The 26573-nt window shown below is 48.0% G+C and carries 25 protein-coding genes; 21 read left to right on the top strand and 4 right to left on the bottom strand.

The window, feature by feature from the left end:
• Positions 1–88: 88 nt before the first annotated feature.
• Positions 89–1315, bottom strand: a complete 1227-nt coding sequence (locus ACWGXJ_RS09825; RefSeq protein ID WP_452566658.1) for an MFS transporter — start codon at positions 1313–1315, stop codon at positions 89–91.
• A 69-nt stretch (positions 1316–1384) separates the two neighbouring features.
• Positions 1385–3412 carry a beta-galactosidase gene (locus tag ACWGXJ_RS09830; RefSeq protein WP_452566659.1) on the bottom strand — a complete coding sequence of 676 codons (2028 nt, stop codon included), beginning with the start codon at positions 3410–3412 and terminating at the stop codon, positions 1385–1387.
• Positions 3413–3550: 138 nt separating this feature from the next.
• Here ACWGXJ_RS09830 and ACWGXJ_RS09835 point away from each other — a divergent pair, with 138 nt between their 5' ends.
• From ACWGXJ_RS09835 to coaD, 9 genes are all read left to right on the top strand, one after another.
• Positions 3551–4387 carry an AraC family transcriptional regulator gene (locus ACWGXJ_RS09835; RefSeq protein ID WP_061831343.1) on the top strand — a complete coding sequence of 279 codons (837 nt, stop codon included), beginning with the start codon at positions 3551–3553 and terminating at the stop codon, positions 4385–4387.
• 193 nt (positions 4388–4580) lie between these two features.
• Positions 4581–6398, top strand: a complete 1818-nt coding sequence (locus ACWGXJ_RS09840) for an APC family permease (RefSeq protein WP_061831344.1) — start codon at positions 4581–4583, stop codon at positions 6396–6398.
• Between the two features lie 139 nt (positions 6399–6537).
• On the top strand, positions 6538–6609 hold the full coding sequence (locus ACWGXJ_RS09845; RefSeq protein ID WP_367987578.1) for a hypothetical protein: 72 nt from the start codon (positions 6538–6540) through the stop codon (positions 6607–6609).
• Complete coding sequence (locus ACWGXJ_RS09850) at positions 6578–7696, top strand: acyltransferase family protein (RefSeq protein ID WP_452566660.1); 1119 nt, start codon at positions 6578–6580, stop codon at positions 7694–7696. Before ACWGXJ_RS09845 ends, ACWGXJ_RS09850 begins: the two co-directional genes overlap by 32 nt.
• Before the next feature lie 171 nt (positions 7697–7867).
• Positions 7868–8500, top strand: a complete 633-nt coding sequence (locus tag ACWGXJ_RS09855; protein WP_061831346.1) for a hypothetical protein — start codon at positions 7868–7870, stop codon at positions 8498–8500.
• Positions 8493–9008, top strand: a complete 516-nt coding sequence (locus tag ACWGXJ_RS09860) for an accessory gene regulator ArgB-like protein (protein ID WP_322176364.1) — start codon at positions 8493–8495, stop codon at positions 9006–9008. The genes ACWGXJ_RS09855 and ACWGXJ_RS09860 overlap by 8 nt, the downstream gene beginning before the upstream one ends.
• Before the next feature lie 5 nt (positions 9009–9013).
• Positions 9014–9136: a cyclic lactone autoinducer peptide gene (locus ACWGXJ_RS09865; protein WP_023988155.1), complete on the top strand. Its 123-nt coding sequence runs from the start codon at positions 9014–9016 to the stop codon at positions 9134–9136.
• A 315-nt stretch (positions 9137–9451) separates the two neighbouring features.
• Positions 9452–10093, top strand: a complete 642-nt coding sequence (rsmD, locus tag ACWGXJ_RS09870; RefSeq protein ID WP_061831348.1) for a 16S rRNA (guanine(966)-N(2))-methyltransferase RsmD — start codon at positions 9452–9454, stop codon at positions 10091–10093.
• A complete protein-coding gene (gene coaD, locus ACWGXJ_RS09875) occupies positions 10086–10607 on the top strand; it encodes a pantetheine-phosphate adenylyltransferase (protein ID WP_250261723.1) in 522 nt (173 codons plus the stop codon). The genes rsmD and coaD overlap by 8 nt, the downstream gene beginning before the upstream one ends.
• On the opposite strand, the gene ACWGXJ_RS09880 is transcribed toward coaD, so the two are convergent.
• The gene (locus tag ACWGXJ_RS09880; protein ID WP_348622466.1) at positions 10570–11853 is read right to left on the bottom strand and encodes a nucleoside recognition protein; all 1284 of its coding nucleotides are present in this window, start codon (positions 11851–11853) and stop codon (positions 10570–10572) included. The genes coaD and ACWGXJ_RS09880 overlap by 38 nt on opposite strands.
• A 199-nt stretch (positions 11854–12052) precedes the next feature.
• On the opposite strand from ACWGXJ_RS09880, the gene ACWGXJ_RS09885 reads away from it, so the two are divergent.
• Positions 12053–13084, top strand: a complete 1032-nt coding sequence (locus ACWGXJ_RS09885; RefSeq protein ID WP_452566661.1) for a YlbL family protein — start codon at positions 12053–12055, stop codon at positions 13082–13084.
• On the opposite strand, the gene ACWGXJ_RS09890 is transcribed toward ACWGXJ_RS09885, so the two are convergent.
• A complete protein-coding gene (locus tag ACWGXJ_RS09890; protein WP_452566662.1) occupies positions 13074–14309 on the bottom strand; it encodes a nucleotidyltransferase in 1236 nt (411 codons plus the stop codon). The genes ACWGXJ_RS09885 and ACWGXJ_RS09890 overlap by 11 nt on opposite strands.
• 355 nt (positions 14310–14664) lie before the next feature.
• Between ACWGXJ_RS09890 and ACWGXJ_RS09895 the strand changes: the two genes are divergently transcribed.
• The 11 genes from ACWGXJ_RS09895 (at position 14665) to smc (ending at position 26568) form a co-directional block, all read left to right on the top strand.
• Positions 14665–15183: a YceD family protein gene (locus tag ACWGXJ_RS09895; RefSeq protein WP_069291707.1), complete on the top strand. Its 519-nt coding sequence runs from the start codon at positions 14665–14667 to the stop codon at positions 15181–15183.
• A gap of 187 nt (positions 15184–15370) precedes the next feature.
• Positions 15371–15544, top strand: a complete 174-nt coding sequence (gene rpmF / locus ACWGXJ_RS09900; RefSeq protein WP_007429979.1) for a 50S ribosomal protein L32 — start codon at positions 15371–15373, stop codon at positions 15542–15544.
• A 281-nt stretch (positions 15545–15825) separates the two neighbouring features.
• A complete protein-coding gene (fapR, locus tag ACWGXJ_RS09905) occupies positions 15826–16422 on the top strand; it encodes a transcription factor FapR (RefSeq protein WP_007429980.1) in 597 nt (198 codons plus the stop codon).
• Entirely contained in the window at positions 16406–17398 is a 993-nt protein-coding gene (plsX, locus tag ACWGXJ_RS09910; RefSeq protein ID WP_061832012.1) for a phosphate acyltransferase PlsX, read from the top strand. Before fapR ends, plsX begins: the two co-directional genes overlap by 17 nt.
• An 8-nt stretch (positions 17399–17406) precedes the next feature.
• On the top strand, positions 17407–18396 hold the full coding sequence (locus tag ACWGXJ_RS09915; protein WP_069291709.1) for a beta-ketoacyl-ACP synthase III: 990 nt from the start codon (positions 17407–17409) through the stop codon (positions 18394–18396).
• An 81-nt stretch (positions 18397–18477) separates the two neighbouring features.
• A complete protein-coding gene (gene fabD, locus ACWGXJ_RS09920; RefSeq protein WP_254325842.1) occupies positions 18478–19422 on the top strand; it encodes an ACP S-malonyltransferase in 945 nt (314 codons plus the stop codon).
• A gap of 50 nt (positions 19423–19472) precedes the next feature.
• A complete protein-coding gene (gene fabG, locus ACWGXJ_RS09925; protein WP_025721716.1) occupies positions 19473–20222 on the top strand; it encodes a 3-oxoacyl-[acyl-carrier-protein] reductase in 750 nt (249 codons plus the stop codon).
• Positions 20223–20330: 108 nt separating this feature from the next.
• A complete protein-coding gene (locus tag ACWGXJ_RS09930; protein WP_007429985.1) occupies positions 20331–20564 on the top strand; it encodes an acyl carrier protein in 234 nt (77 codons plus the stop codon).
• 228 nt (positions 20565–20792) lie between these two features.
• Positions 20793–22031, top strand: a complete 1239-nt coding sequence (fabF, locus tag ACWGXJ_RS09935; protein ID WP_061832008.1) for a beta-ketoacyl-ACP synthase II — start codon at positions 20793–20795, stop codon at positions 22029–22031.
• 12 nt (positions 22032–22043) lie between these two features.
• Positions 22044–22742 (top strand): ribonuclease III, encoded by a 699-nt coding sequence (gene rnc / locus ACWGXJ_RS09940; RefSeq protein WP_013309856.1) that lies wholly within the window; start codon positions 22044–22046, stop codon positions 22740–22742.
• Positions 22743–22998: 256 nt separating this feature from the next.
• The gene (smc, locus tag ACWGXJ_RS09945; RefSeq protein ID WP_452566663.1) at positions 22999–26568 is read left to right on the top strand and encodes a chromosome segregation protein SMC; all 3570 of its coding nucleotides are present in this window, start codon (positions 22999–23001) and stop codon (positions 26566–26568) included.
• The last annotated feature ends 5 nt before the right edge of the window (positions 26569–26573 follow it).

A 26573-nucleotide genomic window follows, 5' to 3' on the forward strand; every position in this document is an offset into this window, starting at 1 on the left:
ACATTCGTCTAGTATGTAAAAAAGAACCTTTGAATGTGCACTTGGATGATAACCAAGGAACAGACAAATGCGCCAGTAGAGACGTGTATCATGATGAAGCGGTTTGAAGCCGCTTTTTGCGCACATATAGGGCGTACAAGATGCCCCCAAGCAGACACAGGATGCAGGCGAAGCCTGCCAGCAACCACGCCGATGAGACTGCTCCACCACGATCCATGCTATTTCCGAGCCATAAAGGCAGCAGAGCTCCTCCAACTCCACCTGCGCCTATAAGCAGGCTGGTGGTGGATTCTTCGGTGCCTGGCATCATTTTGCTGGCAAAAACAAGTGCGATGGAGAAGATCCCGGACATGCCCAGCCCCAGCAGTACAATAAGGATAAAGGCGCCGGCAGTGCCTTTGATCAGCGGGAACACGCATAGCAGCAAGGTCGCTGCCAGCGAGCTCAGGGCGACAAAGACACCGTAGCCGTATCGATCGGCAATGTAGCCTGTGAATAACCGGCCGGTAGCCATTGCTAACCAGAAGCAGGTGACACTAAGTGCTGCTTCGGCTTGTGTGAGACCCAAACGTTCGATGAACATGGAGGGCAGGAAATTAGCCAGGCTCATCTCTGTTCCTACATAGATAAAGAAAAAGACGATAAATAGTGCAAGTAGCTTCCAATTGCCTATAGGGCTACCTTTAGAAGCCTCCACCGTGGGGGATTTGGGTGAGTTGGTGGAACGCGCATGGTTGTCACCTCGGTGTTCCTGTTGGTCTAATACAGCGTCCAGCGTGCCGAAGGACCCACGCAGCCAAGCTATGACGGTCACGGCTGCAAACATGGAAATGATGGGAAAGGCCAATCGCCACCAACCGAGAGCAATGAGCTGGCTGGCGATAGCGGGCATAGCCAACGCGCCGATCCCAAAAAAGACTTCCAGACGGCTCATCGCCGCGCCCGTTCCTTGAGTAATACCGCTGATAATAATAGTGCCAATGAGTGTTTCCACCATGCCGAAGCCAAACCCGGCTGCTGCCCCGACGGCATATAGCCAACCCCAAGGCGGCAGCAATGAGTACAGCACTTCAGCCGCGCACAGCAGGAGCAGGGCGAATACTAGACTTCGGCGTTTGCCGAAACGCCGGGCAAGCCACGGCGACAGCAGGACTCCAGCCAGAAAACCTGAAAATTGAGCGAAGATTAGGCTTCCGCCGTCCGTATAGTTTCTACCGTAATGCTCTAACAACACAGGCAGTAGGGAGCCTACAACCACGTGTGCCAGGCCGATTAAAAAATAAGACAAGCTGCCGATCCATAGCAGTCGTTTCATGATGAACTCCTTTGATACCTAGATTTGACTCATGCGGCAAACTGAACTGCATGAGTCAAATCTGAGTGATTATGATAGCTCCAGTACTTGAAAGCCGTAGCCTTCAATAGAAATATCTCCTTCCAGGTCTTTACCGCTGATCAGTTCGTTCCCTTTCTGATCATCCAGATGATATTGCTGCGTCTGGGCGTTATGATTCAGAACGAATAGATACGATTTTCCATCTTTGGTCCGTACAGTGGCTTCTACACCCGCAGGAGCGCGCAGTAGGGATGGAATCCCTTTTTGCTCACAAATGTAGCCCAGCAGGCCATCAAGGAAAGTCTCTTCAGGATCTGAAGCAACGTACCATGCCTCACCTTGACCGAAACGATTACGTGTCAGCACTGGCATGCCCTGATAGAAATCATCGCCGTATTCGGCCAGCACCTCAGCGCCTTCGCTATGCAACAAGTCGCAGAGCAGACCGCATTTATATTCACCTTGTAATACGCCCACCTTTTCTTTCAATACAATGCGATTGTGTGATTCCGGCAGAAGCGCGTCTATTTCTTCCACCCAGATCCCAAGCAAGTTACGCAGTTTACCAGGATATCCTCCGGTTGAGACCAGATCATTTTCATTTACAATGCCACTGAAAAAGGTCGTTACGAAGGTGCCACCATGCTCTGTGAATTGTTCCAGCTTCTTGGCGGTACCCGGCTTGACCATGTAGAGTACAGGCGCGATAATGAGATCATATTTCTGGAAATCTGCATCAACAGAAATCAGATCTACCTGTACATTCCGCCGGAAGAGGGGAGCATAATACTTGTGCACCTGATCCACATATTTCAAGGCGACAGAAGGGCCGCTTGATTTTTCCAAAGCCCACCAATTGTCCCAATCGAATAAAATGGCTACTTTGGCATTAACGGTCGCGTCAAGTAGCGTGTTGCCTAATGCGCCAAGCTCACTGCCAAGCTGTGCCACCTCGCGAAATACACGTGTGTTCTCATGCCCGGCATGTTCAATGACGGCCCCGTGGAATTTCTCACAAGCGCCGATCGAGCGGCGAAGCTGGAAGAACATGACCGTGTCCGCGCCATGCGCGACTGCCTGATAACTCCATAACCGCATAACGCCAGGCCGTTTAAGCGAATTATACGCCTGCCAGTTCTGCTGGCTCGGTGTTTGCTCCATCAGCATAAAGGGTTGCCCATCCTTCAAGCCGCGCATCAGATCGTGCGCCATCGCCGTATAGCTTATCGGAGTATTGGCCCCGGGATAGCTGTCCCAAGATACAATATCTATGTGCTTAGCCCATTTAAAATAGTCCAGTTGTTTAAAAAAGCCCATCAGATTGGTCGTTATCACGGCATCGGGAACATGTTTTTTAATCGCGTTATACTCCAGCAGATAACAATCAAGCATACTGTCTGAATTAAAGCGTGCATAATCGAGGGATATGCCCTGAAAGGTCGAGTGATTTTCTCCCCAATGCTCGCTCAGATTATTTGGCGGTACAATTTCATCCCAATCATAGAAGGTGTGACCCCAGAAGGAAGTATTCCACACCCGGTTTAGTTCTTCCAGTGATCTGTATTTTTGCTTGAGCCACACCCGAAATGCGGCCGCACAGTTATCACAATAGCAATCCCCGCCGTACTCATTGGACACGTGCCACACGAGGATCGCAGGATGGTTTTTGTATCGTTCTGCAATTCGGTCAGCCATCTGCTCCGCGTATTTTCGATACGTTGGACTGTTCGGACAGGAGTTGTGGCGTCCACCGAATTTCCGCTTACGCCCGTCAGCATCGACCCGCAGAATGTCGGGATAACGCGTAGCCATCCAGGCTGGATGCGCTGCTGTGCTAGTAGCTAAACAAACGAAGATATCGCTTTCATAAAGACTGTCAATCAATTGATCCAGCCATTCAAAATGATATGTGATTTCGTCGGACTGAATTTTGGCCCATGAGAATACGTTGACCGTGGCGATATCAATCCCTGCTTGCCTGAACATCCGTAAATCTTCCTGATGCGTGGCCTCATCCCATTGCTCAGGATTATAATCTCCACCGTAAAATACTTTAGGAAGTTTACTGCTTATCATGCCAATCACCTCTGTATATAAGAATAATCCTATCTTATAATACAAATAACTGCTTTTAAATATAATAAAATGAACGTGTATATAACAATATGGATCTACATGTGAAATACATACCCGCATACGCCGGAGGTGCTTTTTATGATTTTAACTCCCCATCATTTAAGATTTTTCCTGACTACGCGTGAGCATTCTTTACCCCTTTTTATTGAAAGTATCGGATTTAACAGCAGGCAGGAGGATGTGTCCCGTCCAGAGGGTTATCCGTGCTTTCACTGGATTCAGACAGTGTCTGGTGAAGGGATATTTACATTTAAAGGGGGGAGCTTCCGTTTGGGAGAGCAGTCCGGGGTTCTGCTGCTGCCCGGGGAATCCCATGCATACAGACGGGCGACCAAGGTATGGCGAACGTTATACATTACATTTGACGGCCCCATCGCCGCTGCTGTATTGACTGCACTGGGATTGAAGCATACGCGTGGGTATCATTGGGACCCGGATAGCGAGCTACACAGCTTTGGGGAAACTATGCTCCATTCCATGGTTAGTGAACGTGATTTGTCTGGATTAGATGCTTCGGCCAATATGTATCGTTTTCTGACTCTATTGCGTAAACATGGACAACATAGCTCGATGCCTTCCCTATCCCATAATGTAGAACGTTTAACCCCTGTACTAGCCTTTATGGAGCAAAATTATGCCAGTCCAGATGTGGGCCTAGGTGATATGGCAGTTATGATGAATGTCAGCTCCCGTCATTTAAATACATTATTTAAGCAAGCGTTTGGTGTGACTTCTTATGCTTATCTGATTGTAATTCGGCTGCGGAAGGCCAAGGAAATGATGACGGAATATCCGCAATTAACAGTAAAGGAGATTTCGGAGCGAGTAGGATTCCGAGATGCCAGTCATTTTGTGGCAACTTTCCGCCGAGCTGAAGGAATTACGCCTGAAAGGTTCAAATTACTGTATACATAAGGGTATTTTATCGAAATACTCTTTCTTACTCGGGAATGCTCATTTTAGGGAGCATTCCTTATTGTTTTTTTCAGGATGAGGGAGTATAAAATAATAGTTCATTTGTTTCATCAATCTGATGTTCAGGTGACATAATAAACATAAGATCCATAGTTCTTTTGCAAAACCCTCATCCAAAGAAGGAGTCAATGAAATGCTGAGTAAAGTCAAAAGATTATTAATCGGTCGTCCGCGAAAGTCGACGGCCCTTGAAGATGAGAAACTGAATAAGCTCAAGGCACTGGCCATTCTGTCCTCAGATGCCTTGTCCTCTGTAGCTTACGGAACGGAGCAAATTCTGCTGGTTTTAATTACAGCCGGCTTCGCTGCCCTATGGTATTCCATTCCTATATCCATTGCGGTATTGGGATTGCTGATCATTCTGATCCTGTCCTATAGACAGACCATATTTTCCTATCCTGGTGGCGGAGGAGCGTACATTGTTGCACAGGACAATTTGGGAAAGAGTCCGAGTCTGATTGCAGGTGGTTCTTTGCTGGTCGATTATATTCTGACGGTAGCAGTTAGCTCATCAGCAGGTACAGATGCCATTACATCGGCTTTCCCGTCGTTACATGATCATCGGATTGCCATTGCTCTGATTATGATTATCTTTTTGACTATTATGAACTTGCGCGGGGTGACAGAATCTGCCTCGGTGCTGGCTGTACCGATTTACTTATTTGTTGTTGCGATTTTTGTTTTGATTATTAGCGGTATCATTCATTACGTGGCAGGGGGAGCTCATGCTGCAGCACCGCAATTTGGAGCTACGGTATCCAACGTCAGTCTGTTCTTGTTACTGAAGGCGTTCAGCTCGGGTTGCTCGGCGTTAACTGGAGTAGAAGCTGTCTCGAATGCCATTCCCAACTTCCGCAAGCCTGCTGCCAAAAATGCAGCAACTACACTAATGATGATGGGTTTGATTCTCGGGTGTATGTTTATCGGAATTAGTTTGCTGGCTTATTGGTACGGTGTTCGTCCTAATCCGCATGAAACGGTCATCTCGCAAATTGCGAACGCCACTTTCGGGCGCGGTGTGATGTATTACATCATTCAAGGCGTAACGGCGCTCATCTTGTTTTTGGCGGCGAATACAGCCTATTCGGCCTTTCCATTGCTTGCTTTTATGCTCGCGAAGGACAAATACATGCCGCACATGTTCATGGTCCGTGGAGATCGGCTCGGATACTCCAATGGTATCCTGTTTCTGAGTATCTTCTCGGCATTGCTGGTCATCGTATTTGGCGGCAACACAGAAAATCTGATTCCGCTTTATGCGGTAGGGGTATTTATTCCGTTTACCCTTTCACAGCTTGGTATGATGATTCGCTGGATCAAGCTCAAACCGCCAGGCTGGATCGTCAAACTTGCTATTAATACGGTTGGGATGCTGACCACGTTGTCGATTACGCTTATCTTTATCTTCACCAAGTTTAGCCAGGTGTGGGTAATCTTTATCTTCCTGCCTTTGGTTCTGTATTTCTTTATGAAGATCAATAGGCATTACAAAAATACGGCTGAACAACTGCGCATTGATATTACCAAGGATAAACCTATGGTGAAAGGCAATACGATTATTATTCCGGTGGCAGGTATTACGCGAGTCGTTATGAATACGATCAGCTATGCCAAAACCTTGTCGGACAATGTGGTTGCCGTATATGTGGGTGTGGATGATGAAGCGATTCGCAAAATGGAACAGAAATGGGAAGAGTGGGATGTCGGTATACGTTTGGTGGTACTGAAATCCCGTTATCGCAGCATTATTAATCCGCTTCGCAAGTTCATCGATACAGTAGAGTGGAAAAAAGCAGACGAGGACCATATCACTGTTCTCATTCCACAATTCATCACCAAGCACTGGTGGGAAAATATTCTACACAATCAGACCAGCTTACTGATGAGAGCTTATTTGATTAATTATAAAGACGTGATCGTAACGACCGTTCCTTTTCATTTAAACAAATAAAGTCACTGCCAATTGTAGGGTACAGCTGAATATAGCATGACCAAAATGAACATCTTTTGGCCGCATTTCTTTGCGGTCGGAGGGTGTTTTTTTGCATAACGGAGATATTTACTTTGGTGATACATTTTGTGTATTATAGATACGAAATGTATCATTCAAGACTGTTATGGAGGGATACGATGCCCGAAGCCACGGGGAAAATGGAAGATGACAAGCTGCAATTTGTAGATACGCTGAGGGCGCTGGCTATTATTGGAGTTTTACTTGTGCATGTCAGCCAGCATGTAGACGGATTAAACGGATGGTTGCAAAAAGGCTTGAGTATAGGAGCTAAAGGAGTCGCTTTATTTTATATGGCCAGCGCTTTTACACTATTTCTGTCCTTGAGCAAACGTTCGGGTGACAAGAGGGAAAGAATTTCAGCTTACCTGTTGCGTCGTTTTTTTCGGATTGCTCCTTTGTATTACGTGATGTTAGGAATCTATTTGGCTGTGAACGGGACAGGTCCAAGATTTTGGCTTGGAGATCAGGAGGGAGTCACTGCCGCCAATATCGCTGCTCATGTCCTGTTTTTGAATGGTCTGAATCCGTACTGGATCAACAGCATTATTGGTGTGGAATGGTCCATTGCGGTGGAATGTATGTTTTATCTGTTTATCCCCCTATTATTTAAGCTGATCCGATCAGTCCGCCATGCGGCCTGGTTTGTTGTGATGGTGCTTGTGGTAAGCTTCGGTCTAAATACGGTATTTGCTCAATATCCATGGATTAGTGATCACTCTTTATGGGGGCACTATCTGTATTTATGGTTTCCGAATCAATTGCCTGTCTTTGGGCTAGGTATATTGTTGTTTTTTATTTGGAAAGACGAGCGGCATTGGAAAAGTATAGACCGAGTCAGTGGAGGTTTGCTGCTTGTTTCTGTGCTATTTGCATTTTTTGGAGGCATGACCGATTATCTCATAGGTTTCGGGTTGCTACTGGGAGCGTATGCTTTGTATCACTGGCAGCCGATATGGCTGCTTAATCGGGTATGGTCATGGATCGGCCGCCTTAGCTACAGCATGTATTTGACGCATATGCTGGCTCTGGGACTAATCGTACAGGTTAAAATACCTTTTGCTCCCCTAGTCAGCCTCACACTTATGTTTATCATGACGTTGCTAGTCACCATCGGACTATCTTGGTTTACCTACTCGTGGATTGAACAGCCCGGCATCCTTTGGGGGAAAAAGCTTATATCACGTATGAAGCCAGTCCGCAAGCAGGGAGATTCGGTCAAAGAAAGTGTTGCCTAAGCTACAACTTGAAGCAGCATCCGATAACATTTGGTTGAAGTGCTTGAATAAATCTATGAAATAATTGAAAAGACCTCTTGAAAAGTAGCTCCCAGCCCTTTATATTCGATGTACATCCAAGTTTTTGAATACACCGATGAGGTTGGTTGGAATTGTAAAGGAGATGCACGCATGCTTTTGAAGCCAATCGGCTTTTTGCTTTTCTCCACGCTTGAAGGAGTAGCTGTTTTTGCGCTGATTTTGAGTATTTTTAAAGTTAAAATGACCCCTTATCTTTGGCAGGCCATTTTTGTTAACCTGATTATGAATATGCAAAGTTATATGCTCCGAGAGGAGTTTTCCCTTTCGTATTTGGTGCCTGTCGTAAATATGCTGCTTTTTATTTTTTTACTCGCTACGGTCGTGAAGATTCCGATTGTGTGGTCCGGTATTATGACGGTTACAGGTTATTTTGCATATGCCGTTGTTCAGTCGGTATTCTTAAAAGTCATGTTCGGCAATCTTCCGGTTTCTGAGCTGCAGGATGGGTCCTTGAAGGGCTATCTACTACAAGTGGTAAGCGCGGCAGTAGGACTGCTTATTTCATTGATGTTGTATCGAAAAGGGATCGGCTTTTCCCCTAATTTCAAGAAGCTTAAGTTCAAAGAGGAATATGGCATTGTCATCACGCTGATTATCCTGTCCCTCATTTCAACTTCTATTGTGCTCTACTATAACGAGGTATGGTTAAGTATGATATTTTTTGCACTGGTTTCGGGATTTTTCATCTATTATGCAATCGGAAAGGAATACCGGGATGATTGAAGCGATGGCTTTCAAACTTGCTAACCAGATCAAACGTACTGTGCCTGATCATCCAGCCTCTGTCGCGGTACTTCAATACGCACTTGCTCTCATTCTGAATGCGTCCATGATCATTGTGTTAACACTATTCGCCTCAATCTTCACGGGGCGGATGGTAGAAGCTGTAACGATTCTCGTCGCTTTCGCCCTACTGCGCCAAATATCAGGAGGCATTCATTTGAAAACGGGCATGGCATGTGTGTTGGTGACCTCAGCAGCTTTTACTTACATATCCTGCATTGCCTTAAATAGTTGGTGGACAAACCTGTTTACCGGAATAGCTCTCATTCTCGTTTTATGTTTTGCCCCATCCAGAATTGAAAAGCAGTCGCGCATTCCAGTACGTTTTTATCCCCTCTTGCGACTGTTATCCTCCTTGCTTGTATGTACTAATTTTGTAATCGGTTCCTCTGTAGTGGCTGTTGCTTTTTTGGTCCAAAGTCTAACATTGATCCGGGGAAGGAGGTGAGTGGAATGATGAGGAAAATGGTATATGGATTAGCCACATCGTTGTCTATGTTTGCAACATTTGCTGTATCAGTGGCAAGTTATGTGTATGTTTATCAAGGGGATACACCCGAGGAACTGCTGAAATAAACAAAATGCCGAAATAGAAAAATGATACATAGAGCTGCTATTAAGCAGCTTCTTTTTATGTAAAAAAAATCAGGCGCTCCATTAAAGAGCGCCCGAATGGGAGAGGAGAAACCGGACGAAGAGCTTATGGGGAAACGTAAGTCTTCTCCGCGGTTGTCTACGACATTGGTTGAATGCCGATATCCTAAGGATGCCCAGGGAATGGTTTTTTATACCTGCCTCATCCTAAGTTTTTCAAACGGCGGTGCATGTGGTACGATAGCGTCATAATCTTATATGGTTATGAACACATATAGAAAATAGGTGAGTTTCAGCGTGAGAGTGGTATCGGGTAGTGCCAAAGGAAGGCCGTTAAAGGCAGTTCCCGGCACAGGGACGCGGCCGACCACCGATAAGGTCAAGGAAGCGTTATTTAGCATGATAGGTCCTTATTTTGATGGGGGAGTCGCACTTGATCTGTTTGCTGGTAGTGGTGGCCTGGGTATAGAGGCGCTTAGCCGGGGAATGGACAAGGCTGTTTTTATTGATATGGAATCCAAAAGCATTGATGTCATTAAAGAAAATTTGCGAAAAACTGGATTGGAAGGACAGGCTGAAGTGTTCCGCAATGATGCCGGACGAGCGCTCAAGGTGCTGGCAAAACGTGGAGCTCTTTTTGATGCTGTTTTTCTCGATCCACCCTATCGTCTCAAACACGGAGATGAATTAATGAGCCGTATGGCTGAGTTGAACTTGCTTCGTTCAGATGCAATCATCGTGCTGGAGTATGAATCGGGACATGAATATCCGGAAAGCTTCGGACCGTTCGAACAGGTCAGAAAAGCAGTCTATGGTGAAACGGCGTTATCTATTTATCATTTTGCAGCCGATGCTTTGTCGGATGTCGTAGAACATACAGAAGCCGGAGTGGTCAAATTCGGCATCAGTGAATCAGACGGGGAGGATCATCATGATTGAGCACAAACCACGTATTGCCGTATATCCGGGGACCTTTGATCCCGTGACGATGGGGCACCAGGATATTATTCAAAGAGCAGCCAGACAGTTTGATCTATTGATTGTAGCGGTTCTTAACAATATTAGTAAAAATCCGCTGTTTTCACTTGAGGAACGAATGGAGCTGCTGCGAACGGTAACTCGCGATATCCCGAACGTTGAAGTGGACAGCTTCCGTGATCTGACAGCTAATTATGTACGTCAAAAAGGGGCCCAGGTTATTGTCAGAGGAATCCGGTCGGTGACTGATTTTGAATATGAGCTGCAATTAGCCTCTACAAATCATAAGCTGAACCCGGATGCGGAAACGATCTTTATGATGACCAATCCGACTTATTCATATCTGAGTTCCAGTATGGTGAAGGAAATTGCGCATTTTGATGGCAAGGTTGTAGATCTGGTGGCACCGGAGGTGGAAGACGCGCTGCGTGCGAAGGTCAACGCGAATCGCGGCGGCTCCACCATGAAGTCATAAAGGAAAAGGCCAGCAGGGTAACTATAATTGTACCCAGCAGCGCAATGGACAGTACGGTTAGTTGCCAGGGGTACATAGATGTTCCTTCTATTTGTGTTAGTAAGCCGCTGGCTCCAGTCATGACAGGATGCGTGGCGGATTCATTTACGCTTTCCACAAAAGAAGACACAGAACTGCGACTGACGTAAGCGGGAGTTGTATTGCTGACGATGCGGTTTAGCGGGACCCATGTCGCTAAGGTAAGTCCAAAAGCAATGATCCCATGGAGCACTCGTGACAAGGTGAAGGTGATGCCCTTGTCGGAAGGTCTAGTGACGGCGGTAATTTGAAGCCAGCCGCACAGGCCGCCCCAGCCCAACACAGCACTGATCAGGGCTACTTGTGTACGGAGATCGTAGGGCAGACGGCTGATTTCATAGGAACCCAAATGGATTTCCATCCAGGCAGGCCATATGAAAGAAAGCGATCCTTGGCCTGTGTATATGGACAGCAGTCGAATCAGTACGGAAAAGAAAATAATGAATCCACCTGTCACCATCAGCGTCTGTACAGCATGGGATACGGTTTCGCCCAACAGTTTTCCGAAACTGCGGCCGTCCCGTTCTCTGGCAGAGCGGGTAGCTTCCCATGCGGATCGGATCAGGGAGGGAGAAGTACGGGAAACTGAGGTGCGCCGTAGGGCAGCTGGCGTTTCCCGTTTTTGCAATTCTTTGGACGATACAGGTAGTCTGGCGGTGATCCAGCCTGCCAGCAGCCCGGAAATCCAGTGAACTGCAAGTAACATCACGCCTGCGGTAGCATTGTGCAGTAGCCCTGTCCCGATGACGAGCAGGATGGTAATCGGATTGCAGAAATGAGCGATAGAGGTTAGACGTCGAAGCTGAAACGCAGTCATATCCTCCTGTTGTGCCCATTGGCGCACCGCTTCCGCTGCAGCGGGGAATCCCGCGGTCAGGCCGAGGGCCAACACCCAGCCGCTTCGCCCGGGTAGACGGAACCAGGATCGCATAAACGGCTCCAGCAGGATACCTAGTCCATGTACTAGACCAAAGGCGATAAGCATTTCGGACAGCATCAAAAAAGGCAGCATGGCTGGGAAAATAATACTCCACCATAGCTTAAGGCCTTGAGTAGAGGCTTGAAATACTTCTTCTGGTGAGGCGACAACAGCCAGTACAAGCAAAATGGCTCCGAGGCCAAGCAGTATGGTTGTCCAATAAGGAGCGGAATGGGCTTCCTTTTGCATCAAAGAATTCACCTCTCATAAATATACTAAGGAGAGTGGGATGCTGTCTCCAGTGTTTATTCATGTTCGTTGTCTTGGGATAGGTTGTTCGTATACGTTGTCGTAAACAATGTATGCTTTTTCGGAAGGCTTGAGAACAGGTGGCGCAGAGGCACTTGGATAAGATAGGAGAAGTTAGGCTGCAAGGGGGGGAGAAGCAATGAAACGAATAAACCGGAAAAGAGTTTTTTTTACAACCGGTTATGTCTTAATGCTGGCTGCAATGGTCTATGTGCTGGTCTATATGCCAACCCCTTATCTGATCTATGGACCAGGTGGGGCTAACGAGATCAAACCGATGGTTAAAGTCCGGGAGGGTGACAGCATCGAACGGGGGACCTTTATGATGACGACGGTATCGGCGCGTTATGCCAATGTTATTATGTTGGGCCTGTCCAAGCTGGACCGCAATTCGGAGATTCAGCGCAAAGAGGATCGTCTGCATGGAAGAAGTGAAGACGAATATGCGGCAGAGCAGGTATGGTATATGGGGGATTCCCAATCTTCCGCGATGGAGGCTGCCTACACCCGTGCCCATGTTCCCTATCGCATTGTGCCAGATTACGTGTATGTATTTAAGGTCCCGGGATCGAACAGCGTGTTTGAGCCTGGAGATGAAATATTGGAGCTGAACGGCGTGCGGGTGACCGATAATCGTTCCATTCGGAAGGCTTTAGAGGACGAAAAATCGGGAAAAATGGCTAAAGTGAAGCTAAAGCGCGAAGGAAAGTTGCTGACCGTGCAAGCTCCCTTAACGACCATCACGGACAGTGAGACGGGTAAGCAACGTTCTGGCTTTGGCGTCAGTATTGCCACGGTACAGAAGGTAGAGCCGAAGGATGAACGTAAAACGATTCATTTTACATCTACGGATGTTGGCGGTCCTTCGGCAGGTTTGATGTTTACCATGGAAATCTATAACCAACTGACATCAGGTGATCTGAGTAAGGGATATCGTGTAGCCGGTACGGGTACTATTGATAAGGACGGTCAGGTTGGAGCGATTGGTGGTGCAAAGTACAAAATAGTTGCTGCTGACCGTCAGGGTGCGGAATTGTTTTTCGTTCCTGCGGATAATTATAAAGAGGCCAAGGCCAAAGCTGAGCAAATGGGAAGCCGGATGAAGCTTGTTTCGGTTCGCAAGCTTGGCGATGCGCTGAATTATATGGAAAAGCTGCCCATCAAACCATAATGGGCGGTCGCAAGTAATCAGCATACATGCCGCGGATGGCGGGACGTGGCATCCCGGCTGCGTGTATGGCGGCTGCGGCTGTATCCCAGTCCAGGTGGGGATGTGATCCGGCAGACAGCTTGACCCATACCGGAAGGGTGGCTGTTTGCTTCATACGTGCCAGCAGCTCGCGTCCAGCCCTGTTAAAGCCGAGCACGCGGATATAGCCCGGACCTTTCGCCAGCTCAGCCGGAGTCATATCGGCTTTGGCATGATTCAGCAAAATATGTGTACACATCCGCTGAAGCTTCGTACGAGTATACCGCCTTGTCTTGATCGCGGTGAGCAGGGCCTCCACAGAAGGCTGGGACAGCGTGTACAGCGATTGCTGCAGACGATGCTCCAGCCCTTCGGTGACCTCGTGCAGCTCCGCCAGCTGCTGCGGGCTACGTGTGATTAGGGCGTTCAGCAACGGCTGGCTGAACGCTTCCCAGTGCAGCGGCGCGCGTTCAGCTTGCCACTCGCGCCGCAAAATCTCCAGTGTCGCCGCAGGTATGTACGGTGACGCGGCTTCCGGCCCGCCGTCCAGCAGCAGACGGCGGATGGCCGTGGCGCTGGCGATGACTCCGTCCGCAGGGGCCACGGCTTCGTGGTAGCCCGATCCTGTGCGGGCTACCGTGAAGGGCTTGATTGTGCTGCCCAGCCGTTCCAGCGCAATCAAATAATGCAGCCCCAACGTATTGTTGGGCTGCTGCATGAGGGCAGCGAGCGCAGCGCCGTCCGCTCCTTCGGCCGCGAGCGCGGCTGCGGCTCCCGCGTAGGCAGCGGGATAGCTCGTGCCGCTGCTTAGGCGCTGCGCGATGCCGGCCTTGAGCTCGGCCGGCTCTGCCGCCAGCACGCGAGCCAGCGCGCGCAGCGGGGCGATGTCTCCGCTCTCGCTGCCGAAGCAGAGCGCGTCGACGATACCCGTCGCATGGAGCAGGGCGACCGCTCCGCGGGCAAACCATTCTGCAGGCTGGACGGCATAGGCCACAGGCAGCTCCAGAACTAGGTCCACACCCATGGCGAGTGCCATTTCGGTGCGGGACCATTTGTCTGTAATCGCGGGTTCACCCCGCTGAAGGAAAGGACCACTCATCACAGCCACTGTGCGTTGTGCACCAGTGATGCGAAGAGATTCCTCCCAGTGATGGACATGTCCGTTATGCAGGGGATTGTACTCTACAATTATACCGAGTGTTTTCAAGACCGTAGTCGGCTCCTTTCTTAAAGTAGCTTATTGGGTAACCCTTTTGATAATAATGGTTAAGTACCCGTGAATGATTGTTTTCAGGGCAGCTATACTGATTTTTCATCGTCGGCATGAACAAGACCATTGAGACCTGGACGAAAAAGCTTTATACTCGCATTATTGTACACGAAGAGTGGCGGGGGTACGAATACTCATCAGTACATGTTTAGCACAATGCATTTTTGCTTCTGCATAAAACTTGTCGAACCATTGGAAAATCGGTGGATTTGTGAGTGGTGTAAAGTGAAAGGTGTTGACAAACGACTCGATCAGTCGGTATAATAATTTTTGTTTGTTTGGAGTGATAGTGATGCAACTATTTTTTCGCAAAGTAGCAACAAGTGACGGTCCTTTTCCTATCCGTGAATCTCTTAATGTGAGTGAATTGGTGGATGATCGTGCTGATGTTACGGCCGTTTCCCCGCTGGAGACCGACTTGGTCGCCGTTAGTCTGGGTCAAGGCTTGATGAGCGTGGAAGGCACGTTGACCGCAGGTCTGGACATGCTGTGCTCACGCTGTTTAAGCCCGATGCACGAGGATTTAAAGATTGAATTCCGTGAACGGTTCAAGCAAACCTCTTCGAGTGTTGAAGAGGAGGATGAAGATGGCGATTTTATCGCAGTGACGGAGGACTCCTTCGACATTGCACCGTATTGTGAAGAACTGTTTGTACTGCATGTGCCGTTTGCGCCTTTGTGCAGTGAGGATTGTCAGGGAATCGCACCAAAGACCGGACAAAACTGGAGTATTGGCTCCGATGACAGTAGCGATGGCAATACGGAAAAGATTGATCCGCGTCTGGCAGGGCTTAAGGATTTTTTTAAATGAGAATTGAGTTCAATTCTGAAAAATCATCATCCGCTTGTGCCGGAGAGTTACTGAACCGATGCGTGGATGTTGCAGGCTTGATTCACCGGCTGTAAGATAATTGCTTCTAGCATTTTCTTTCAGTCTTGAATGAGATAAGAAGTCATACCCGTTATGCGGGGTTGATCTGGTTAAGGAGGTGGGAAGAATGGCAGTACCTCAACGGAGAACATCCAAAACTCGTCGCGACAAACGTCGTACTCACTTTAAACTGGCAGTACCAGGTATGGTGAAATGCTCCGAATGCGGCGAATTGAAACTTGCTCACCATGTGTGCAAAGTTTGCGGAACGTACAAAGCTAGAGAGATCATCTCTCAATAATGTCCGATAAGCGGATTCTTTGGAATCTTCGCAGAAAAAGTAGCGCTTCACTTCAGTGAGGCGCTACTTTTTTTGTCTGCATGCTTCCTTTTTACGTCAGCATGCTATATACTGTTTTAGTACCAGGTTCTAAGAAAGAAGGGCCGAAGGGGTTCCTTTATACATACAAGAAGACAAATCGGCTTGAAGTCTCGCCGTTAGAAAGTGAAGTAAAGTAACCCAAACTGTCGTCTGAACGACAGTTTATTGTAGAGAAAGGAGGCGTCACTGACATCGAACGTTTGCCGAAGAGACAGAGACAGCAGCGGCTGACTCAATTAATTGATGATAATCCGTTCGTAACGGATCAGGAATTGACAAGACAGCTGAAGGTAAGTATTCAGACTATTCGGCTGGACCGGATGGAACTGGGAATCCCGGAATTGCGGGAACGGCTAAAGCTGATGGCTGAGCGCTCCTACGACCAGGTTCGTTCCTTGCCTTTGCATGAAGTGATCGGGGATATCGTTGATCTACAGTTGGATCGAAGCGGTATTTCGATTTTTGAGATTAAAGAGGAACATATTTTTTCGCGTACTGGCATTGCGCGGGGGCATTATGTATTTGCCCAGGCCAATTCATTGGCCGTTGCTGTGATTAATGATGAGATAGCATTGACCGCGTCAGCGGATATACGCTTTGTCCGCCCGGTTCATTTAGGTGAGAAGTGCATTGCCAAGGCATATGTACGCTCCAATCCAGAACAAAAAGGGAAGGCTAAAGTGGAAGTCTTTGCCTACGTAGGAGAAGAAATGGTGTTCCAAGGCAACTTTGTCATTTATCGCTCCACGGAGGAAGAGTATAGCGAAGGAGGAAGTCAGCATGCGGATCGCCATTGATGCCATGGGGGGAGATAATGCTCCTGAGGCGACGGTAGAGGGCGCGCTATCTGCGGCGGCGGAATGGAAGGATACGGACATTACGCTGGTTGGTGACCGGGAACGAATTGAATCGGTTCTGAACGGTAGGGCGTTGCCGACGAACCTCAGCATTCGCCATGCATCCGAAACGATAGATGCGCAGGACGAGCCTGTAAAGGCAGTGCGCCGTAAAAAGGATGCTTCGATGGTCGTGGCTGGTCGAATGGTCAGAGAAGGCGAAGCGGATGCCATGATATCCGCAGGTAATACAGGCGCGCTAATGACCACAGGGTTGCTGGTGGTTGGAAGAATGGAAGGCATTGAACGTCCGGCTCTCGCGCCGATGATACCAACGATTGATGATCAGGGTATTCTGGCGCTTGACTTGGGAGCCAATATGGATGCCAAGCCTGAGCATCTTGCCCAGTATGCACTGATGGGGAGTCTGTATCGTCAGAAAGTTCACGGTGTGACTTCTCCAAGGGTGGGTCTGCTGAATGTGGGGACTGAAGCTGGGAAGGGCAATGAACTGACGAAGTTGGCATTTCCACTTATTGAGCAATTACCTGTCAATTTTGTGGGTAATGTTGAATCGAGAGATGTGTTAACCGGGAATTGCGATGTACTGGTGTGTGATGGATTTGCTGGAAATATCATGCTAAAATCACTGGAGGGTACAGCCGGAGCCATATTTTCTCTCTTAAAAGAGCAATTCACCAAATCCTTGAAGACCAAGCTTGCGGCAGCTTTGATTATGCCTGAGCTTCGCAGTCTGAAAGGTAAATTGGATTATAAAGAGCATGGCGGGGCTCCTTTGCTGGGTTTGAGTGGACTCGTCCTGAAAAGTCACGGTTCGTCTGACGGCGTTGCCGTCAAAAACGCGGTAAGGCAGGCTCGTACGGCCTTGCAAAACCGGTTGGTGGAAAGTATATCTAAGGAAATCAGCAGGAAGTGAGTGACGATATGAATAAATTACGGCCGGTTGGTGTTATCGGAACAGGGAAATACGTACCTGAGAAAATTCTGACCAATAAAGATTTGGAAGCAATCGTAGAAACGAGTGATGAATGGATTGTCAGCCGTACAGGGATTCAGGAGCGCCATATTGCGGCTCCAGAACAGGCTACATCTGATTTAGCTTATGAAGCAGCAATTAAGGCGTTGGAGTCCGCGGGTATGACGGCACAGGATCTGGATTTAATTATTGTAGCTACGGTTACACCGGATATGGCGTTTCCGTCAACTGCCTGCATTCTTCAGGACAAATTGGGAGCCAAAGGCGCAGCAGCTTTCGATTTGTCTGCGGCATGCTCGGGTTTTGTATACGGACTGGCTACGGCAACGAGCTTCATTAAGACAGGTATTTATAATAATGCATTAATCATTGGGGCAGACTGTCTTTCTCGGATTACAGATTATACCGACCGCAATACCTGTGTTCTATTCGGAGATGGTGCAGGAGCTGTAGTGATTGGCGAAGTGCCTGAAGGTAGAGGATTCCAATCCTTTGATCTCGGGGCTGAAGGTGCCGGAGGCAGCTTACTCAAGTTGGAAGCAGGAGGCTCGCGTTTGCCTGCGAGTGCAGACACACTGGAAAATAAACAGCACTATATTTACATGAACGGACGCGAAGTGTTCAAGTTCGCGGTTCGTGTTATGGGAACGGCAACGGTTGATGTGTTGGAAAAAGCAGGGCTGTCCAAAGATGATATTGATCTGTTCGTTCCGCATCAAGCCAATATTCGCATCATCCAATCGGCGATGCAACGTCTGGATTTACCAGAGGAAAAGGTAGTTGTTAATGTTCATAAATATGCGAATACATCTGCAGCATCAATCCCTCTCGCTCTTGTGGAAGCAGCTGAGGAAGGCCGCATGAAGGAAGGCGACCGTGTATTAATGGTGGGCTTTGGCGGTGGCTTGACCTGGGGAGCGTCGGTTCTTGTCTGGTAATGAGTTGGAAGTTTTGATATAATATTGAATTTGTGTAGTGTTTTACAGGACAAGCATTGGATACAGAGAGGTGCATACACGATGGGCAAAACGGCATTTATATTTCCCGGTCAGGGTTCACAAGCTGTAGGTATGGCTAAAGATGCTTATGAAGCAGTTCCAGCTGCAACAGAAGTATTTCGCCAAGCGGACGAACGGTTAGGGTTCGCACTAAGCGCACTGATTTTTGAAGGGCCGGACACAGCTTTGAAGCAAACATCCAATACGCAGCCTGCACTGTTAACGGCGAGCATTGCGTTGTATGAAGCGTTCAAGGAAAAAATGGGCATTCATCCCGATTATGTGGCTGGACACAGTCTAGGAGAATACAGCGCGCTAGTCGCTTCCGGTGTCCTCGCATTTGAGGATGCGGTTGAGATCGTTCGTACACGTGGCGAGTTCATGGAGCAGGCCATTCCTGATGGGCAAGGCGGGATGGCTGCTGTGTTGGGAGCTGATCGTGAAGCATTGGCAGCATTGTGCCGAGATATTACGGAGTCTGGTCAACTGGTCGAACTAGCCAACATCAATTGTCCCGGACAAATTGTTGTATCTGGTACGAAGGAGGGCGTAGCTGCTGTCGCTGAACGTGTGAAGGAAGCAGGAGGCAAGCGCGCTATTACTCTGGAGGTTAGCGGTCCTTTCCACTCATCATTGATGAAGGAAGCAGCGACCAAGCTCTCCGGCAAGTTGGGGGCTGTGAATTTCTCGAAAGCTCAGATTCCGGTTGTTGCCAATGTAACAGCTAAACCTGTACGTGAGGGGAGCGAAATCCGCCAACTGTTGGTGGATCAGGTCTATTCTCCGGTACTGTGGGAAGACAGTGTAACATGGCTACTAGAACAAGGTGTTGACACCTTTGTTGAGTTTGGACCGGGAAGTGTTTTGACTGGACTGGTTAAAAAAATCGACAAAACGGTTAAGCTGTATAATATAAGCAGCCTGGAGTCGTTTGCTTCTGTAACGGAAGCCTTGGAGGCCCGTTAAAAGTATAATCATTGCCTTAACGGGTTATATACTTGCAAGGGGGGACTATGATGTCTAAGCCATTGAGTGGAAAAACGGCGCTCGTTACGGGAGCGTCGCGCGGAATTGGCCGTAGTATCGCGCTGGCGCTGGCTGAAGCAGGCGCTAATGTGGCAGTAAACTATGCTGGTAGTGAAGCGGCTGCGACTGAGGTAGCAGAGCAGATTCGTGCCAAAGGTGTAGAGGCTATTACAGTTCAGGCTAATGTCGGTCGCGCTGACGAAGCAGATCAGTTGATCAAGGATGTGATTGGCGCTTGGGGCAAGATTGACATCCTGGTGAATAATGCCGGCATAACAAGAGATAATTTAATCATGCGCATGAAGGAAGAGGAATTCGATCAGGTGATCGAAACGAATCTGAAGGGTGTGTTTAATTGTCTTAAGGCGGCAACACGTCCAATGATGAAGCAGCGTTCTGGCCGAATTATCAATATCTCCTCCGTGGTCGGTGTACTTGGCAACGCAGGACAAGCCAACTACGTTGCTGCTAAAGCAGGGGTAATTGGTCTTACCAAATCCTCTGCTCGAGAGCTTGCGTCGAGAGGTATTACAGTGAACTGTGTGGCTCCTGGATTCATCGATACTGAGATGACGCAGGTACTGGCTGATGATTTGCGTGACAATATGCTTAGCGGTATACCGCTGGCCCGTCTTGGACGGCCTGAGGAAATTGCTGACGTGGTGCTGTTCTTGGCCTCGGATGCTTCCTCATATATGACGGGCCAGACTTTGCATGTGGATGGCGGCATGTATATGTAGTAGCATGTTGCCAATCCGCATGCCCCGATGAAGAGTTGTCAATGAAAACTCTCTTCTATGGCATTTTAATTGTAATTTTCGTATAATACCTAAGAGGAGGTGAGCCGGATGTCCGATGTATTGGAGCGCGTAAAACGCATTGTCGTTGACCGTTTGGGAGCCGACGAAGCCGAAGTTACACTTGAAGCATCTTTTAAAGATGATTTAGGCGCTGATTCTCTCGATGTAGTTGAATTGGTAATGGAATTGGAAGATGAGTTTGATATGGAAATCTCTGATGAAGATGCAGAGAAAATTACAACTGTAGGTGAAGTTGTGAAGTACATACAATCTCATACCTAATTCATGTCATCAAAAGTCCCGTTCTGTTACAGGCGGGACTTTCTCCTAATTATACAGATTGAACTAAAGACGGAATTGCCGCGTGTTTTTGAGTTTGGCTCAGCTTCACTTAGTCAAAGGCTGAGAAGTATGCGGCATTACTAACTTTAGTTGATTCTATATTATTTTTACGCACAAGAGTGTGCGGTCTTAAAATACAATATGCAGTAGACATAGAGGTGATTATCTTTGAAACAACGTGTTGTCATAACAGGAATGGGTGTAATCACTTCGCTGGGACAGGATTTGAACACACTATGGGATAATCTGATGGCTGGAAAATCCGGCGTCAGTGAAATCGAAGCTTTCGATACAAGTGAGTACACTACGAAAATAGCCGCTTCCATTAAAGATTTTAATCCAGAGGATTATATTGAACGTAAGGATGCGCGTAAAATGGACCGCTTTGTGCAGTTTGCGGTTGCTGCTAGTAAGTTGGCGCTTGAGGACAGCGGACTTGTAATCGGAGAAAATGCGGACGCTGAGCGTGTTGGTGTATCTGTCGGTTCCGGTATTGGCGGATTGGGAACTTGGGAAGATCAGCACAACGCACTGATTGAAAAAGGACCTAAACGCGTAAGCCCTTTCTTCATCCCGATGATGATTGCTAATATGGGTTCCGGTCAAGTATCGATTTCACTCGGTGCTAAAGGCCCTAATACATCACCAGTTACGGCATGTGCCACGGGCAGTCATGCTATTGGCGATTCCTTCCGCATGATTCAGCGCGGTGACGCAGACGCCATGATTTGCGGAGGAGCTGAGGCCACTATTCGTCCGATTGGTATGGCTGGATTTTGTTCCATGCGAGCGATGTCTACGCGTAATGACGAGCCTCAAAAGGCAAGTCGTCCTTTTGATACCGAAAGAGACGGGTTTGTTATGGGCGAAGGCTCTGGTGTTCTTATTCTGGAATCGTTGGATCATGCTTTGAAGCGTGGTGCGCGTATTTACGGTGAAGTGATTGGCTACGGTCTTTCTGGCGATGCCCATCATATGACGGAGCCTGATCCAGAGGGAGCGGCACGCTGCATTAGAATGGCTATCCGTGATGCTGGATTGAATCCTGAAGAGATTGATTATATCAATGCACATGGTACATCTACACCAGTCGGTGATAAATCCGAAACGGAAGCAGTTAAGAAAACGCTTGGAGAGCATGCCTATAAGGTAGCGATCAGCTCAACCAAGTCGATGACAGGGCATTTATTGGGTGCAGCGGGCGGCGTTGAAGCCGTGATCTGTGGTCTCGCCCTTCAGCATCAGACGATTCCGCCAACGATTAATTTGGATAATCAAGACCCGGCATGCGATCTTGATTATGTACCTAATAAGCCGAGAAAAGCGGAACTGAATGTGGTTATGTCCAATTCCTTTGGTTTTGGCGGTCACAATGCTACGGTTATTCTAAAAAAATATGAAGCATAAGGGGTCAGTTCGTTGAGTGGAGACTTGAAGCAATTACAGCAGAAACTTCATATTCAATTCAACAATCGGCAGCTTCTGAAGCAGGCCTTTACGCACGCTTCCTACGTAAACGAACATCGGTTCAGTCAGCATGCAGACAATGAGCGTCTTGAATTTTTAGGTGACGCTGTTCTGGAACTGACGGTGTCCGAGCAATTGTACAATCAGTACCCTAACCGACCCGAAGGCGAACTCACCAAGTTGCGTGCAGCTATTGTCTGTGAGCCTTCGCTGGTGAAATTTGCTGTCGGGCTTGAGTTCGGGCAATATGTACTGCTTGGAAAAGGTGAAGAGTTGACAGGTGGACGTACTCGTCCGGCTCTGTTGGCTGATGTGTTCGAAGCGTTCGTAGGTGCGCTTTATTTGGATCAGGGTCTGGAGGCCGTCCGGTCGTTTCTGGAACGTTATATTTTTCCTCAAATTGTATTAAACGGAAAGCTTCAGATGAGTGATTTCAAAACAGAGCTTCAGGAACTGACGCAGCATCATAACATGGGGATGCTTGAATACAAGATTGTAGAGGAGCGCGGACCAGCCCATGAGCGCGAGTTTGTAGCCGAGGTATATATGGACAGCGAACGGCTAGGGGCAGGTACGGGACGCTCCAAAAAAGAAGCTGAGCAGCAAGCGGCGGCAGTAGCTTTAAACCGTTTGAAGCTGGCGGAATCGTAATCGGTACCTGAGCAGCCCGGACGGGTTACGCAAGCAGGGGGCACAAAGTAAGAGCAAAGGGCAGTCCGCGGGGAGTCCCGGCCCGTAATGGCGAATGGACTGCGTTTTGCTCTTTTTTCGTGGCTTTGCTGGTGTAATGTGAGTGTCGGTACTGTGCTTTATACAAGCTAGTTTATGCTACAATAGGGATAATTCATATCAATCAGGTATACGGTGTTGTACAAGCATATTTGAAATGTTAGAGGTGAGATTGAGCATGTTTTTAAAGCGCATTGAGCTGGCGGGCTTCAAATCGTTTGCAGATAAAACGGAAATGGAATTTGTCCGCGGCATTACGGCAGTCGTCGGACCCAACGGAAGCGGAAAAAGTAATATTTCCGACGGAATTCGTTGGGTGCTGGGCGAACAGAGTGCCAAATCACTGCGTGGCGGCAAAATGGAGGACATTATTTTTGCGGGTAGTGATGCTCGTAAGGCTGTTAATTACGGTGAAGTATCGCTTACGTTGGATAATGAAGATCAGGCGTTGCCTCTGGATTTTGGTGAGGTCACGGTAACGCGACGTGTACATCGAAGTGGGGATAGTGAATATTTCATTAATCGGCAATCATGCAGACTCCGAGATATTACAGAGCTGTTTATGGATACAGGCATTGGTAAAGAAGCTTATTCAATTATTGGGCAGGGACGCATTGAAGAAATTCTGAGTACCCGATCTGAGGATCGTCGAGGTATTTTTGAGGAAGCTTCGGGTATCGTAAAATATAAGTCGCGTAAAAAAGATGCGGTTCGCAAGCTGGATGAGACGGAGCAAAATTTGCTGCGTATTCACGATTTGGTTAGTGAACTGGAGGATCAGATTGGACCGCTTAAGGAGCAGTCTGAAAAAGCGATTCATTTTAAAGAGCTGCGCGGTGAATTGAAATCAAAAGAAATTTCAATGTACGTCCATCAAATTGAACAAATTCATACTTCGTGGAGCGATGCGACTTCCAAACTAGCTCTGTTGCAGCAGGAGCAGCTTCAGTTGTCTACGGTGGTGTCCCGACATGATGCGATGCTGGAAAGCGACCGCAACGAATTGCGCCAGCTGGAAGAGCAAGTAGAGCAGTTGCAAAGGGATCTGCTGCAATACAGTGAAGCGACGGAGAAAAGTGAAGGCTACGGCGAATTGCTCAAAGAGCGCACACGCAATCTGGAGGCTAATCGGGAACAATTGATCTTATCACTTAGCACAAGCGAATCACGGCATTCCGAGCGCAGGAGTGAATTGGATCAGTTGAACGAAAAGCTGTCTGCGCTGAATGTAGAGCTTGACGAGCTGCGTGCGCGTCTGTCTGACGAAGAGGCCAAACTGATTGGTGTTACAGGCGGAATTAGCCAGGAGCAGGAAGAAAGCCTAAAGGGTGGTCTGCTGGAGCTGATGAATCAGATGGCACAGGCGCGTAACGAAATTCGTTATACGGACCAGCAGAAGGAAGCATTAGAACGGCGTGTGACTCGCGTAAGTGACGAATCCGGCAAATGGGAAGCCCAGAAAGTACAACTTGAACAGCGCAAAAAGGGATTGGAAGCTGCCATTCAGAAGCTGGGGCAGGAAATCAGTAGTTTGCGCAGTGGCTATATTCAAGGAAGTGAAAAGTACCAGGCCCTGCAAAAACTACTGGAAGAAAACCAGGGTACGGTTCGTAAATGGGAACAAAAACGTGAGGCTCAAATTTCACGGCGAGATACAATGAAGGAAATGCAGGATGACTTTGACGGCTTCATGCTTGGAGTTAAAGAGGTATTGAAGGCTGCACGAAAAGAAACTTTGCATGGTGTGCATGGAGCGGTAGCGGAGCTGATTCGGGTGCCTGAGCATTTAGAGCAGGCGATGGAAACCGCTTTGGGTGCTTCAGTTCAGCATATCGTGATGGAAAATGAATCCGTATCCAGACAGGCGATCAGTTTTCTAAAGCAACGTCAACTGGGCAGAGCGACATTTTTGCCTATGGATGTTATTCGTCCGCGTCAAATCGGTGCAGGAGAACGCCAAATTGCAGAAGGAGCCGAAGGCTTTGTCGGAATCGGTGCAGATCTTGTTCAGTATGATGATCGATATGCCGGAATTGTAGGCAGTCTCTTGGGGAATGTGGTCATTGCCCGTACGTTGGAAGATGCAAACCGTATTGCGGCCCGTTGCCAATATAGATACCGCGTGGTCACTTTGGAAGGCGATGTTGTCAATGCAGGGGGTTCCATGACTGGGGGAAGCCAGTTCAAGAAAAATGCTAATCTGCTTGGACGCAAACGTCAGCTGGATCAGTTGGATCAAGACATTGTAGATACGGAGCAGCAAATTGCAAGGTTGCGCCAGAGTGCAATAGATACCAAACGCCAGTTGGAGGAGACACAGACCCGTCTGGACGAGCTTCGTCACGGCGGCGATGTGAAGCGCGGCGAAGAGCAGCAGATGGCAATGGAGCTCAAGCAATTGGAGCATGAACTTCGTCATGTTCTAGAGCAGGTCGCTGCGTCTGGTCAGGAGAAAAAGGGCTTTGATCAGGAAATCAAGGAACTGGAAACTTCCCGTGAAGAAGCGTTGATAAAGTTGACTGCGCTGGAGGAAGAAGAAAAGAAAACGCATCAGGCCATTCATGCTGCCGAATTTGCCCGTAAAGCCAACGAATCTGCCAAAGAGCAGCTGCAGGGAGAGCTCACGAATCTCAAGGTAAGAGAAGGAAAGCTGGACCAGGAGCGCTTTTCATTGGAAGAGCAGCTGCGCAGATTGCGTGGGGATTATGATACTCTTGGTAAGGATTCGAGACAAAACAAGACCTTGCTTGCTTCCATCGAAGCAGATTTGCTGACCAATGAGCAGGAGACCGTGAAACAGATTGAAAATCTCAATCAATACCGTTTGAAAAAAGAAGAAGCCGCACAGCAACTAGAATTCAAGCGGGCTGCACGCAGCAGCTTGTCCAAAAAGCTTGAAGTGGCTGAGAATGACACGAAAGAACAGCGAATTCAGCTCAAGTCAGTGGAGGAGTTGCTTCGTCAAACGGAAATTGGAGTAAATCGGCTTGATGTGGAACTGGAAAACGTTCTGAAAAAATTAAGTGATGATTATGAACTCAGCTATGAGTTAGCCAAGCAGCGTTACCCTATACCGGAAGATATTGAAGGTACGCAGAGTGAGGTAGAGAGGCTCAAACGGGGTATTTCCGCGTTGGGTGAGGTGAATCTGGGCGCCATTGAAGAATACCAGCGTGTGCATGAGCGTTATACGTTTCTTGATGAGCAAAAGTCTGATTTGGTGGAGGCCAAGACAACGCTTTATCAAGTTATTCGTGAAATGGATGAAGAAATGTCCAAACGCTTTAAGACTACGTTCGATGCTATTCGGCGTGAATTTGGAACGGTATTCTCCAAGCTGTTCGGAGGCGGACGTGCTGATCTTGTGCTGCTTGACCCGGAACGCTTATTGGAGACGGGAATTGACATCGTAGCTCAGCCACCGGGCAAAAAACTGCAAAACTTGCAGCTGCTGTCGGGCGGTGAGCGCGCGTTAACAGCGATGGCGTTACTATTTGCCATTTTACACGTTAAACCTGTTCCATTCTGTGTACTCGATGAAGTAGAGGCTGCATTGGACGAAGCAAACGTGGTGCGTTTTGCCCAGTATTTACGGGAATTCTCGGAGCAGACACAGTTCATTGTAGTCACACACCGTAAGGGCACAATGGAAGAATCTGATGTGCTGTACGGGGTTACGATGGAGGAAGGCGGGGTTTCCAAACTCGTATCTGTCAAGCTGGACAACGATGAAGCTGAGATTGCCTGACATTA

The organism is Paenibacillus sp. S33 (assembly GCF_053615415.1).

What these genes read in the sequence shown, in the direction of transcription:
- ACWGXJ_RS09825 (WP_452566658.1), bottom strand. Translation starts at nt 1,315, where the DNA reads ATGAAACGACTGCTATGGATCGGCAGCTTGTCTTATTTTTTAATCGGC.
- ACWGXJ_RS09830 (WP_452566659.1), bottom strand. Translation starts at nt 3,412, where the DNA reads ATGATAAGCAGTAAACTTCCTAAAGTATTTTACGGTGGAGATTATAAT.
- ACWGXJ_RS09835 (WP_061831343.1), top strand. Translation starts at nt 3,551, where the DNA reads ATGATTTTAACTCCCCATCATTTAAGATTTTTCCTGACTACGCGTGAG.
- ACWGXJ_RS09840 (WP_061831344.1), top strand. Translation starts at nt 4,581, where the DNA reads ATGCTGAGTAAAGTCAAAAGATTATTAATCGGTCGTCCGCGAAAGTCG.
- ACWGXJ_RS09850 (WP_452566660.1), top strand. Translation starts at nt 6,578, where the DNA reads ATGCCCGAAGCCACGGGGAAAATGGAAGATGACAAGCTGCAATTTGTA.
- ACWGXJ_RS09855 (WP_061831346.1), top strand. Translation starts at nt 7,868, where the DNA reads ATGCTTTTGAAGCCAATCGGCTTTTTGCTTTTCTCCACGCTTGAAGGA.
- ACWGXJ_RS09860 (WP_322176364.1), top strand. Translation starts at nt 8,493, where the DNA reads ATGATTGAAGCGATGGCTTTCAAACTTGCTAACCAGATCAAACGTACT.
- ACWGXJ_RS09865 (WP_023988155.1), top strand. Translation starts at nt 9,014, where the DNA reads ATGATGAGGAAAATGGTATATGGATTAGCCACATCGTTGTCTATGTTT.
- coaD (WP_250261723.1), top strand. Translation starts at nt 10,086, where the DNA reads ATGATTGAGCACAAACCACGTATTGCCGTATATCCGGGGACCTTTGAT.
- ACWGXJ_RS09880 (WP_348622466.1), bottom strand. Translation starts at nt 11,853, where the DNA reads ATGCAAAAGGAAGCCCATTCCGCTCCTTATTGGACAACCATACTGCTT.
- ACWGXJ_RS09885 (WP_452566661.1), top strand. Translation starts at nt 12,053, where the DNA reads ATGAAACGAATAAACCGGAAAAGAGTTTTTTTTACAACCGGTTATGTC.
- ACWGXJ_RS09895 (WP_069291707.1), top strand. Translation starts at nt 14,665, where the DNA reads ATGCAACTATTTTTTCGCAAAGTAGCAACAAGTGACGGTCCTTTTCCT.
- rpmF (WP_007429979.1), top strand. Translation starts at nt 15,371, where the DNA reads ATGGCAGTACCTCAACGGAGAACATCCAAAACTCGTCGCGACAAACGT.
- plsX (WP_061832012.1), top strand. Translation starts at nt 16,406, where the DNA reads ATGCGGATCGCCATTGATGCCATGGGGGGAGATAATGCTCCTGAGGCG.
- ACWGXJ_RS09915 (WP_069291709.1), top strand. Translation starts at nt 17,407, where the DNA reads ATGAATAAATTACGGCCGGTTGGTGTTATCGGAACAGGGAAATACGTA.
- fabD (WP_254325842.1), top strand. Translation starts at nt 18,478, where the DNA reads ATGGGCAAAACGGCATTTATATTTCCCGGTCAGGGTTCACAAGCTGTA.
- fabG (WP_025721716.1), top strand. Translation starts at nt 19,473, where the DNA reads ATGTCTAAGCCATTGAGTGGAAAAACGGCGCTCGTTACGGGAGCGTCG.
- ACWGXJ_RS09930 (WP_007429985.1), top strand. Translation starts at nt 20,331, where the DNA reads ATGTCCGATGTATTGGAGCGCGTAAAACGCATTGTCGTTGACCGTTTG.
- smc (WP_452566663.1), top strand. Translation starts at nt 22,999, where the DNA reads ATGTTTTTAAAGCGCATTGAGCTGGCGGGCTTCAAATCGTTTGCAGAT.